The 11,388-nt window shown below is 50.1% G+C and carries 10 protein-coding genes; 5 read left to right on the top strand and 5 right to left on the bottom strand.

Translation table 11 applies throughout. From position 1 onward, the window contains the following. The first annotated feature begins 98 nt into the window (after positions 1 to 98). Together ACWIZX_RS11190 and queG are read left to right on the top strand one after the other, a co-directional pair. Positions 99 to 821: an NBR1-Ig-like domain-containing protein gene (locus ACWIZX_RS11190; protein ID WP_448335825.1), complete on the top strand. Its 723-nt coding sequence runs from the start codon at positions 99 to 101 to the stop codon at positions 819 to 821. A gap of 11 nt (positions 822 to 832) precedes the next feature. Beyond that, positions 833 to 1,996: a tRNA epoxyqueuosine(34) reductase QueG gene (gene queG, locus ACWIZX_RS11195; RefSeq protein WP_448335826.1), complete on the top strand. Its 1,164-nt coding sequence runs from the start codon at positions 833 to 835 to the stop codon at positions 1,994 to 1,996. A 10-nt stretch (positions 1,997 to 2,006) separates the two neighbouring features. On the opposite strand, the gene ACWIZX_RS11200 is transcribed toward queG, so the two are convergent. From ACWIZX_RS11200 to ACWIZX_RS11215, 4 genes are all read right to left on the bottom strand, one after another. Beyond that, positions 2,007 to 3,374 carry a TolB family protein gene (locus ACWIZX_RS11200; RefSeq protein ID WP_448335827.1) on the bottom strand — a complete coding sequence of 456 codons (1,368 nt, stop codon included), beginning with the start codon at positions 3,372 to 3,374 and terminating at the stop codon, positions 2,007 to 2,009. Continuing rightward, positions 3,371 to 4,099, bottom strand: a complete 729-nt coding sequence (locus ACWIZX_RS11205) for a TIGR03943 family putative permease subunit (protein ID WP_322791550.1) — start codon at positions 4,097 to 4,099, stop codon at positions 3,371 to 3,373. The genes ACWIZX_RS11200 and ACWIZX_RS11205 overlap by 4 nt, the downstream gene beginning before the upstream one ends. Positions 4,100 to 4,101: 2 nt before the next feature. Beyond that, positions 4,102 to 5,169 carry a permease gene (locus tag ACWIZX_RS11210; RefSeq protein WP_448335828.1) on the bottom strand — a complete coding sequence of 356 codons (1,068 nt, stop codon included), beginning with the start codon at positions 5,167 to 5,169 and terminating at the stop codon, positions 4,102 to 4,104. Positions 5,170 to 5,293: 124 nt separating this feature from the next. Next, complete coding sequence (locus ACWIZX_RS11215; RefSeq protein WP_322791552.1) at positions 5,294 to 6,031, bottom strand: LysM peptidoglycan-binding domain-containing protein; 738 nt, start codon at positions 6,029 to 6,031, stop codon at positions 5,294 to 5,296. A 196-nt stretch (positions 6,032 to 6,227) separates the two neighbouring features. Between ACWIZX_RS11215 and ACWIZX_RS11220 the strand changes: the two genes are divergently transcribed. The 3 genes from ACWIZX_RS11220 to ACWIZX_RS11230 are packed head-to-tail and all read left to right on the top strand — an operon-like array spanning position 6,228 to position 10,864. After that, the gene (locus ACWIZX_RS11220; protein WP_322791553.1) at positions 6,228 to 6,563 is read left to right on the top strand and encodes an STAS domain-containing protein; all 336 of its coding nucleotides are present in this window, start codon (positions 6,228 to 6,230) and stop codon (positions 6,561 to 6,563) included. An 18-nt stretch (positions 6,564 to 6,581) separates the two neighbouring features. Beyond that, positions 6,582 to 6,998 (top strand): ATP-binding protein, encoded by a 417-nt coding sequence (locus ACWIZX_RS11225; RefSeq protein WP_322791554.1) that lies wholly within the window; start codon positions 6,582 to 6,584, stop codon positions 6,996 to 6,998. Continuing rightward, a complete protein-coding gene (locus ACWIZX_RS11230) occupies positions 6,998 to 10,864 on the top strand; it encodes a GAF domain-containing protein (protein WP_448335829.1) in 3,867 nt (1,288 codons plus the stop codon). Before ACWIZX_RS11225 ends, ACWIZX_RS11230 begins: the two co-directional genes overlap by 1 nt. A 66-nt stretch (positions 10,865 to 10,930) precedes the next feature. Here the strand turns inward: ACWIZX_RS11230 and ACWIZX_RS11235 are convergent, their stop codons facing one another. Continuing rightward, positions 10,931 to 11,305, bottom strand: a complete 375-nt coding sequence (locus tag ACWIZX_RS11235; protein WP_448335830.1) for a septum formation initiator family protein — start codon at positions 11,303 to 11,305, stop codon at positions 10,931 to 10,933. Between the last annotated feature and the right edge of the window lie 83 nt (positions 11,306 to 11,388).

The raw sequence follows: 11,388 nt of genomic DNA on the forward strand, positions 1-11,388 counted from the left end.
CCTTGACAATTTGAGTGGCTCAGTACAGAATCGAGGGATTGTCTGCCAGCCAAATGGCAAGTATCATTGAGAAAGATTTAAGAATTGGAGGAAGAATTATGATCATCAAAAAATTTCTGAAACAGGCGGCCATGGGAGCACTGCTGTTAAGCTTGCTGCTCTCGGCTTGCAGCCGTTCAGAGGCTACACCAACAACCGACCCCGCTATGATTTTCACACAGGCTGCCGAAACAGTCGCCGCCGGTTTGACTCAGACTGCCGCCAGCATGCCAACCGCCACCCCTACAGTGACTTTACCGCCTACCAACACCCCTGAACCGACTCAGGCGGTTTCTCCCACCAGCGCCGAAACACCTACCGCCACCATTCCACCAACCGCTACTCGTTCGTCGGTAGCAGACCGGGCGGACTTTGTCAGCCAGTCCCCCCTTGACGGCACGGCAATGTACCCGGAGCAGCCCTTTACCCTGACCTGGACGGTGAAAAACGTGGGGACAACCACCTGGACAACTGCCTATCAAGTGCGATTCTTTTTGGGAGATGCCACATTACGATTTGGAGCATCGGATTTTCGTTTTCCCAAGGAAGTCAAGCCCAACGAAAAGGTGGACCTGGTGGTGAGTATGAAGGCTCCAACCAAAGCCGGCGATTACAACACCATCTGGGTCTTGACCAATGCCGAAGGACAAAATTTTTATACCCTGACCCTGAGCATCAAGGTTTCTGGCAGCGCACCCACTCCAACGCTTACGATTGCTCCTGTCACCAACACTCCGCCACCGGCCCCGACGGAAACGGAAACACCTTCACCCACTCCGTAATCCGCCTCCAGATGGCACAGGTTTCGCAAAACATCAAAGAGTTCATCAAAGCCGAGGCATCCCGTCTCGGCTTTGATCTCGTTGGATTTACGGATCCATCACCTCCGGCCTCATTTACGGTTTATCAAAACTGGTTAGCGCAGGGTCTGCATGGCGAAATGACATATCTTTCACGACCGGATGCCGTTGCCCGCCGCGCCGATCCTCGCCTGATTTTGCCCGGTGTCAAGAGCATTATTGTGGCCGCCATGCGTTATCCGCGTCCCGAAGATGCCCCACAAGCCGCTGCTCAACCCAGCGGGAAAATTGCTGCTTATGCATGGGGGGAAGATTACCACAACATCATCCCCTCGCGTTTGAGTGAACTTGTTGTTTCCTTACAACAAAACCACGGGCTTTCTTTCGAATGGAAAATTTATACCGACAGCGGACCCGTTCTGGAAAGGGATTTAGCCCAACGCGCCGGTCTGGGATGGATCGGTAAAAACACCTGTTTGATCCATCCGCGCATGGGGTCTTATTTTTTGCTGGGTGAACTGTTCATCACCCTCGCTATTGAACCCGACCCGCCCTTCTCATTGGACCTTTGCGGTACCTGTCAGCGTTGCATTCAAGCCTGTCCAACCCGTTGCATCCTGCCGAACCGGACACTGGATGCCCGGCGGTGTATCTCCTACCTGACGATTGAAAACAAAGGCGGGATTCCAATCGAATTACGTCCGGCTCTTGACCAGTGGGTTTTTGGTTGTGATATTTGCCAACAGGTTTGTCCGTGGAATATTCGCTTTGCTTCCCCGCAGCATGATCCGGCTTTCTCAGCCAGAGACAACACCGCCCGCCCAGTTCTGACTCAAGAGATTTGTTTATCATCAGCCCAGTTCAAGCAAAAATTCAAGCAGAGTTCCATCCAACGGGCAAAAAGGCGCGGTTATTTGCGGAATATCGCAGTTGCACTCGGCAATTTAGGCGATGAGAAAAACCTGCCAGAACTGGCCGATTGCCTGAAAAAAGAGAGCGAACCTCTGGCTCGCGCTCATGCAGCGTGGGCCATTGGTCAGATTGGAAATCAGCAAGCCTGGATTGTATTGCAAGACGCTCTGCTTTCCGAAACCAACCCGCAAGTCATTGAAGAAATTCGTCTTGCACTGAGCCGATTTCCTGCAGAAAATGGTTGAACTTCATTCCTTATGGCATCCATTGGGGGAACGCGCCATTTTCAAACAGGGTTTCGATCCTTTGATCCGGCCGGTGCCACATGAGAATTTTGGGCGGATCGTTTGACTGGCTCAAATTAATTTGTTGAAACACCACTCTCTGTCCGTCTGGCGACCATTGATAAGAGGAATAATTCATCTGCGGGTCATTCGTGATCTGCAGGATCGGTTTACCGTTGCGGTCAAACAACCACAATTGTTTTCCCTCCTGGCGGCTTTGGGTTTGAATTCCACACACCACCAGCTCGCCGTCCGGTGACCACATCGGCAAGGAAACCCCTAATACTTCAAATGAATCGTCAAAAAAGCGGCTTACAGAACGGGTTTGCAAATCCAAACGGAACAGGGTGCTGATCGGAATTGTTCCCTCCCCATCCCAATCGGCAACAATCAAGGTGCTGCCGTCCGGTGACCAGCTGCCCCGGCCAGCTACCCGGCTGGGAATGATGGAACTGCTGCCATCCTCCAAATTGACCAGACGAATGGCTTGTTCTCCAAAATCATAAAACGAAACCATTGAACCGTCGGGGGAGAAAACCGCCAGAGAACCGTATAAGCCGGGATTATTAAACAGCAAATTGATCGAACCATTTTCCACATCAATGATGTAGATTTTTCCAATACCTTCAACCAGACTGGCGGTCAGTCCGCTCTCATAACGGGTATATGCGATATAGCGGCCATCTGCAGTCCAGGTCGGTTCGATGCAGGCATAATCACCGCACTCTGCCAGTACCTTTTCCTCCGAGCCATCGCGATTAATTAAGACAAGGTCACTGCCATCACGGAGGTTGATTCTGGAATAGACAATTTTTTCTCCATCCGGTGAAACAGCAAAATCAAAAACCCGGCCGGCGCTGGTAGTAATCGCATGTTTCTCGCCGGTCAGCGGGTCTAATTGCAGTAATTCCGGTGAATAGAGCGGGTCGCTCAGGAAGACCAGCGAAGCGGGACGGATCCGTAAATCCACCTCAAACGGCTGACGCAGCAACCTGCCATCCCGGCTGCGCGCCCCTTCTGCCAATACCAGTTTCAGCAAGGTTCCTTCGCCCAGCGTGGAATTGGGGAAAAACCGAATGGTGCGGTCGTCCAGCCAGCGCCATTTTCCCTGCCATACCGGCTCAAAAGAGAGCCTGCTTTCGACCGAAAACCGTTCCATCTCCTGTTGAAATCGCACCTCAACCGGTCCACGCCCACCAATCATTCCACTTTCGGAAGGAAAAACGATTTGCGGTTCCGGCAATCCGATTTGATAGCTGACCAGTGCCAGGACCGCCAGCGCCAGCGCCAGCACCGCCATCGTCAACAATGTGATTTTCTCAAACCGACCCAGTTTCATGGAAAGAGATACGGTTGTTCAGGCTGAGGGACGGCCTCAACCGATTCGGCAAGAATTACGGGGAATAATCGCTCATCCCGCTCGATTAAGTCAATTTTGCCCTGCACACGCACCCAGTTGTGTTCTTTGAGCACGGCAGCCTGCGGGTATTCAACAATCATCCCCAGGGCAGTCGCATCTGCCACACAGCAGGTAATGGTAAATCGCCCCACCATGAATTGATTGGCCGTCAGGCGCCCATCCGAAAACACAAATCCCGTAACATCAACCGGCTGACCAACAAATTGCTGTACATTCTCACTGAAACTGAATAAACGGATCCAGTCGAGCACTGTTCGTTCGGTAGGGCTAAGTGATAGGATACTGGCGGTATCCTCAATGCGTGCGGAGAGGGGTGCATCAATGCTGATCCCCCGGTTAGCCACCGCAGATGGGCTTAACGGCCTGGCTGGAATGAGAAAACCAATCAGTATTGGGATCGCCAGCCACCACATATTTAATCCAGGATTATCCGCCATGGTTTGATCATCACCTTGACCAGATATGCGTTCCGCATAAAGTACTTGCGCAAGAACGACAAATAACAAGCCAGCAAAAAACACCAAAAACACAAAACGCTGGTTGATATACAGCAGAATGCTGCCATTCCAAACCCGGCTGAGTAAGTACAGCCCCATCAGCGCCAAAATCAAAGCTTGAAAACTTCTTCCAGCCCGTGCAGTCACCGTCACCTCATCCACAGGTTAATTGCCACACTGGAAACCAGCGTAAGCAGCCACGGCAAGATAACCAAAACCACTACGGTTCGCCGCCTGAAAACCCGCAGGTACATCAAAGTGGCTTTGATATCCACCATTGGCCCATAAACCAGAAAAGCCAGCACCGCTCCAGTGGAAAAAGTACCCGTAAAAGCCAGTGCAATAAACGAATCCACCGTGGAACATACTGAAAGCAGCATAGCCAGCATGGAGAGTACAATCACCGAAAGAACCGGACCCTGTCCCAACGCTAGCAGCCAGGTTTGCGGAACAACGGTCTGCATCAGAGCAGCCAGTAAAGCCCCGATGACCAAAAAACGCCCCATCTCGAAAAATTCATCCCCGGCAATGAGCATGATTTTTTTTAATTTTTCTTTCAAGGATAGTGGCTGTTCTTGATTTTCGTGTTCAAGATGAAAATGGAAGGAATGTGTCCCTTCTACATTAACCGAACGGATGATTCGGGTTGAGTCGGGCTCAATCATAAACAACAAGCCAACCCCAACCGCAATGAGTAAAGTGAACGCAAAGCGAAGCCAAAAAATGGGGGTATTACCAAAAGCCGCAAAAGTGCTGGCAATTACAATCGGGTTTATCACCGGCGCTGCCAGCAAGAAGGCTATCCCAACCGGTACCGGAATACCCTTTGTCATTAAACGGCGCGCCAGCGGAATACTGCCACATTCACACACTGGAAAGAACAAGCCGAGCAATCCACCTAATCCAACAGCAAGAAAGCGATTGCGTGGCAACAAACGGCTCAGTTCATTTGCGCTAAAAAATACCTCCACCAGTCCGGAAGCAAGTGTCCCTAACAGTAGATATGGAGCAGCTTCTATAAATATTCCTAAAAAAACTGCGGAAAAATTACTCACCCCATCTACAACTGCTAAAAGCAACACTCCCTGCCAGTTGAAGACTTGTTGCAGGCGGGCGATAACCGCCAGCATCAACACCGCGATCAAAACAAATAAAGGGAAACGCGGTAACAAGCGGACCGCCCAACCCGGACTGGCGGTGTGGGTATGTTCTTGCATGGGTCTTTAGATATACTCCAAATGCCGATTTCGAGGGAGATTTATACCATATTATGGTTAGGAAAAAATTAAGGGGCTTTCACTTTTTTCAAAAAGCCCCTTTATCGTCACCTTCAAAAAATCATCAGGAACCGCTGGTCGGTGATGGCGTTGCAGTTGGCTGCTGAGCACCAGCCGTTGGGGTCAATGTTGGCGGACGGGTTGGTGTGGGTGTGACCAGATTCACCCGCACGATTAGAGTTTGCCCGGCGGAAATGAGATTTTTATCCGTGATTTTGTTTTGAAGCATGATGTCATCAACCGTGGAATTGAACAGCGAGGCAATATAATCCAGTGTATCTCCGGTTTTGACCACATACTCAATGCGTGTCCCGCGCGGCAAACCAGTGGGGAGCGGTGTTTCAGTTGGCAAAGTCTGATTGGGCGCCGGGATGAGAATTTTATCTCCCTCACGAATTGGGCACTGTCCGGCGGGGAAGTTATTCAACGCCAGCAGCACCAGTAAATCCACTTCATACTTGACTGCCAGATCAAAACAGGTATCACCGCTTTGCACCGTGTATTCAAATGGCCCCGAAGGCGTAAATGTTAACGTCGGTGTGGGCGTTTCGGTTTCGGTTGGTGTCATCGTCACGGTTGCAGTTGGCGGCACCGGGCTTGGGGTGAGCGTGGAGGTGGCTGTGGGTGTGGGCGAGGAAAACAGGGCAATTTGCGGCCGGCTCCCTCCGCTGACCCACAAAATAATCAGGATGATCCCCATCAAAACCAGCAACCCCGCCAAACCCCACGTAAGGTAGGGCATCATCTTCTGGCGTTTGCGATAGGAATCGATTACGCTTTGAGGCGAATTTTTTCCACTCATGATTTTTCCTGCTCCATTTCCGGGTTTAGGATTATTCTCCGGTGAGATTGGGATGGTGATTACAGGATCACGAGAAGTATTCTACACTAAAAAGCAAGAATTGGGATAGCCTTGATTTTGTCAAGCACTTCGGCATGAACTGTCATGATATAATTTACACAACGAATGTTTAATCTAAAATCACTGGAGGAAATCCATGGAAATTAATCACACAGAATTCAAGCGCTGTGATGTGGTAAAAGTATCCGGTCGCGTGGATAGTTCCACTGCTCCTCGTCTTGCCGAGAAAATCAACGAAATCACTGACGCGGGGCGTTTTCGGATTGTTTTAGACCTCCAGGATTTGGATTTCATCTCCAGTGCCGGCTTGAGGGTTTTGATCGGCGCTCAAAAAACCTGCAAACGCTATAACCGTGGCGAGGTCGTTTTGGCGAACGTTCAACCGAACATCCTTTCCGCTCTTGATCTTGCGGGTTTTACTCCCTTCTTCAAGATTTTTGACGATACCGTCTCGGCGGTGGGTAACTTTTAAGGTACAGGTTTTGGATTAATGCCCACCTTCGTTTTTCCGGGCAAATATGAAAGCCTGGCTAAAATTGCAGAACTGGTTCAAATTGCTACCCGAGAATTTGGGCTGGATTCTTGTGCTGCTTACGGTGTAGAAACAGCCGTAGATGAGGCCTGTTCCAATATCATTGAACATGCTTACGGTGGAGAAGATCGAGGTGAAATCGAGTTTTCATACGAAATCACCGCAAACTCCTTGATTATCACTTTGCGAGATCACGGAAAGAAATTCAAACCCAAAAAGATCGAAAAACCAAAAAAGAATGTCCCTCTGAAAAATCGTTCAGACCATGGATTGGGATTGTATTTCATTCACCAGTGGATGGATGAAGTCCATTATGATCATCGTGAAGGCTACAACATCCTTACACTGATCAAGAACAAAGGCACAATGAGTTAATGAGCCCCGCTCCCAGGCAGACGATTAAACCGGATTGGAAAGAGTTTCTCCGCTTCGGTGAAGAGCTGCTGGCACAGCCTGCCGTGGCAAGTCAGTGTGAATGGATTTGCCAATGGATCGAAACCAAATTGACGGCTAGCGCTGAGTTATGGCTGGCAAAACCATTTTATCCGTTGCCGGGCGAAAACAATTTAAAGACGATCCCGGCGGATGATACCCCCGCCATTGTGCAGGAATGCTATTCGAAGCGAAAGACAGTCCTGGATACTCCTTTATCCCACTCTGCACCCCACACAAAAGAACTCCCTCTGAAAATAGCCGTACCTCTCGTAACCCAAAATAATCTTTTGGGAGTATTGCTTGTCTGGCGCTCCAGCGAAGTCCCCTTCAGCAAGTCTGAAATCGAATATATAGAAGGAATTGCCTCTCATGCAGCACTGGCCATGCAGGTGCTTCGGCAGGCAATCATCAAAAAATGGCGTCTTGAACAATTATCGCTGGTGCGGAAAGTCAGTTCTGAGGTAACCCGGCTGCGTGATATCGATCAATTTTGCCAGCACCTGAGCAATACTATTCTGGAAAAATTTAATTATTTTCTGGTTTCTATTTATACCTTCGATCCGCTTGCCAAGATCTTGATTCATCGCGCCAGTGCTTCAAAGATTAAAGAAATTACCGGCCAGCTGGCATCACTCCATATCCATCCCGGACAAGGGATAATCGGCCAGGTAGCCGAGAATGGTGTAGAAGTCATTGCCCAACGAGTTGACAGCGACCCTCATTACCGTTCACTGCCGGGTTTGGAAGCCGTTCAAGCCGAGGCCGCCATTCCCATTCAAATTGGCAATCGCATTTTGGGTGTGCTTGACCTGCAAAGTGATGAGAAAGATGCCTTCCATGATGTTGATCTGGTAGTCCTCCATGCCCTGGCGGACTATCTGGCATTCGCACTAGAAGGCATGCAGCTGATTAACGGGTTAGAAAAACGCACTCAGCAAATCTCTGCACTGTTGGATATCACGCACAAGCTCACCTCGATTCTGGATTTTGACGAGTTGCTGGAAGAGGTAGTCAAGGCCATCCAGCAGCACTTCGGCTATCCGTACGTGCATATTTTCATTCTCCACCCCGGTAGAAGAAAATTGATTTACGAGGCTGGCAGCGGCGCTCGCAGTCAGGCTTTAGAGGAAAATCAGGTCATGTACGATTGGGATGACCCGCACGGCATTATCCCATGGGTAGCACGCACCGGCCAAACCTTACTGGCTAATGATGTCAATCAGGAACCCCTTTACCGCCCATCCACCCTTCCCCCAGCCGATACCCGAGCTGAGCTGGCTATCCCGCTGGCTTATGCCGGCGAAATCCTCGGAGTTTTGGACTTACAGTCCGATCAGGTTAACAGTTTCGATATTCGCGATATCCCTCTGCTGGAGTCACTGGGTTCCACAATCGCTATCGCTATTCGCAATGCGCGGTTGTACCGCTCCGAGGTGTGGCGGCGTCAGGTTGCCGACTCATTCCGCGAAATTGCCGGACTTGTTTCTGCGAATGTGGCTTTGCCGGATTTGCTGGAAAGGATTCTCAACGAGGTTGACCGCAGCCTGCCATGTGAAGCAACGGCAATCTGGTTGATTCAGCCCGGCAGCGAGATGAATGAAACTCCGAATCTGATGCTGGCTGCTGTACATGGCGCTCCTGCCGATAAAGTGTGGGAGGTGATTGAATCCAACCCTCAAGCCCGTCATTATTTGCTGGAAGCATTGAAGGCGACTTCTCCGTTGATCCGCCAGCCAACCGACCCCATCGGTCCGCTGGGCAAAGCGCTCGATTTTCCCTCTGATTATTCTTCGCTGGCAGCCCCTTTACGCGCCGGAGATGAACCCCTAGGGTTATTGACCATCGCCCACCACCTGCCCGGACGGTATGGAAGTGAAGCCAGTTTAATCACCATGACTTTTGCAAACCATGCCGCAGTTGCAATCCAAAACAATCGTCTATTCATGGTTTCTCAAGAACAGGCGTGGATTTCAACCATCCTTTTACAAATTGCGGAAGCAACCCAGGGAACCCAGAACGTCGAAGAACTGCTGGATACCATGGCAAGGCTGACACCCATGCTGGTAGGGGTAAGAAAATGCGCCTTTTTCGTCTGGGACGAAAACCGTCAGGTCTTTACCCTGCTCTCCGAGCATGGGCTGAACCTAGCTTACAAACCTGGAACACTCACCTATGATCTTTCTATCCCCCTCGTAGCAAAACTGGTCGAAACCCGCGAAATTATTTTTATACAGAACGTTTCCGAAGAGTTACACCTGGCTGAAGCGGGGGTGGATGAAGAGAGTGGCACACTGGTCATATTGCCGATGATCTCCCGCGGGCGGTTGCTGGGTGCCTTTTTAGTTGCCCACACACCGGAAAACAATTTACACTCTAATCGAATTTTCGATCAGCAAACGCTGGATTTGCTGCAAGGAATCGCCCGTCAAACTGCCTTAGCCATGGAAAACCTGATGCTGATTGAAGCCCGACAGGAAGAGGCTTATGTTACAGCTGTAATGCTTCAGGTTGCCCAGGCAGTGGTCAGCCAGAATAATCTGGAGGATATTCTCGACACAATCGTCCACCTGATGCCCATTCTGGTCGGCATTGACTCATGTGTTATTTACTTATGGGAAGAACATCTGGAACTCTTCCGCACTGCCAAAGTGTTCACCGGTTCACAGCGGGAAGAAATGATGATCGAAGGGGAAACTTATCGTCTCGGTGAATTTCCGTTGCTTGATGCGGTTCTGGAAAGCGAACAGCTCATCGCCTGCAAAACCACCAAAACCGATTTTTCAATTCAAAACTGGAAAACCCTCGATTGCCTGCTGCCCGCAGAAGAGATTGAACGACAATACGACCCCCAGGATCAATGGGTGCTCGGTGTGCCGCTATCGGTAAAGGGTGAATTTTACGGGGTACTGGTTGCCAGCGAATCCAACGTGCCGCTTTCATTCCATGACCGGCGGCTGGAAATCCTCTCTGGAATCGCCCAACAGGTATCGTTAGCCATTCAAAATGACCGCCTGAACCGGGAGATGATTCAACGCGAGCGGTTAGAGCGGGAAATTCAACTTGCCCGTCAAATTCAGAAAACCTTTTTGCCGCATCGCCTGCCGAAAGTTCCCGGCTGGGAATTGGATATCCACTGGCAGACCGCTCGCGAGGTGGGTGGAGATTTTTACGATGTCTTCCGCATCAAAGGGGATCGCTTTGGCGTTGTGATTGCCGATGTGTCCGATAAGGGCATGCCGGCCGCTTTATATATGACCGTCACCAAAACCCTGATACGCGCTTTTTCACAAAATGCCGAATCTCCCGCCCGCGTCCTGGAAAGGGTTAATCGGGCGCTAACTTTTGAGCCTCAAAACACAATGTTCGTGACGGCGGTCTTTGTCATTTTCAACGCTGAAGACGGCACCTTAAGATACGCAAACGCCGGTCATAATTTACCTTTCATTCTGCGTCATGCAAATGGTTCTGTTGAGGAATTTCCCAAAGGGGGCATGGCACTCGGTGTTTATGCCTCGAACAAATTAAGTGATCATGTGCTTTCCATTGAAGCGGGAGACTGGCTGATATTTTACACCGATGGCGTAACCGAAAGTTTTTCACCCGCCGGGGAAACCTTTGGTGAGCAACGTTTGCGAGCAATTCTCGCACAAGCCCCCAAGAGCAGCCCGGCTGTTTTCCTTGAGTTTATTCGCGAACAACTGACCGCTTTTCGTGAAGGTACTCCGCCGAGTGACGATCTCACACTGGTGGTTCTTCACCGTTTGTTATCGGGAGAAAAACCAGAAGAACCCGGCAGCCCTGCCTAGCTGGCATCAAAAATGCACCATCACCCTTAAATCAGGATGATGACAGCATGCAACCAGATAAATTGCTTATTCACCAAAGAACAATGCCCACCAGACATCCACATTGCGAATTGGAGAGGGGGTGGGTTCTGGTTGAATGTTTACCGAGCTTTGCGGAGTACCTTCCCCCATGGGAACGATCAGCTTTTCACCCTCGCGAATTAAACCATGATTTCGGGCGTATTCATTTACCGCCGCTTCTGAGGTGGAGTAAATGATTTGGGTACTGAGCGCTGATTCGGTTGCTTTGAGACCAGCCACCTGCGTTTCAATTTTGGTCAACTGGTTATTCAAGCGGCTCAAATCCCCCAGCCGGTTGTTTAAATCCATCAGCAGGAAAAACAATACTACAAATGCCAGTAAAACGATCAGCTGCTTCCAGTGGGTAAATAGCTTGTTCATGACCTTATCTTACAATAATCTTATCCAGCGGACAAGTGCAATTTGCCCTGAAAAAGTAAACCCCGCTGCATGCGGGGTTTTGG

This window comes from Bellilinea sp., from assembly GCF_053501535.1.

Excerpts from the sequence above, each read along its gene's own strand:
- ACWIZX_RS11210 (WP_448335828.1), bottom strand. The coding sequence starts at position 5,169 with ATGCAAGAACATACCCACACCGCCAGTCCGGGTTGGGCGGTCCGCTTG.
- ACWIZX_RS11215 (WP_322791552.1), bottom strand. The coding sequence starts at position 6,031 with ATGAGTGGAAAAAATTCGCCTCAAAGCGTAATCGATTCCTATCGCAAA.
- ACWIZX_RS11200 (WP_448335827.1), bottom strand. The coding sequence starts at position 3,374 with ATGAAACTGGGTCGGTTTGAGAAAATCACATTGTTGACGATGGCGGTG.
- ACWIZX_RS11225 (WP_322791554.1), top strand. The coding sequence starts at position 6,582 with ATGCCCACCTTCGTTTTTCCGGGCAAATATGAAAGCCTGGCTAAAATT.
- queG (WP_448335826.1), top strand. The coding sequence starts at position 833 with ATGGCACAGGTTTCGCAAAACATCAAAGAGTTCATCAAAGCCGAGGCA.
- ACWIZX_RS11190 (WP_448335825.1), top strand. The coding sequence starts at position 99 with ATGATCATCAAAAAATTTCTGAAACAGGCGGCCATGGGAGCACTGCTG.
- ACWIZX_RS11230 (WP_448335829.1), top strand. The coding sequence starts at position 6,998 with ATGAGCCCCGCTCCCAGGCAGACGATTAAACCGGATTGGAAAGAGTTT.
- ACWIZX_RS11220 (WP_322791553.1), top strand. The coding sequence starts at position 6,228 with ATGGAAATTAATCACACAGAATTCAAGCGCTGTGATGTGGTAAAAGTA.
- ACWIZX_RS11235 (WP_448335830.1), bottom strand. The coding sequence starts at position 11,305 with ATGAACAAGCTATTTACCCACTGGAAGCAGCTGATCGTTTTACTGGCA.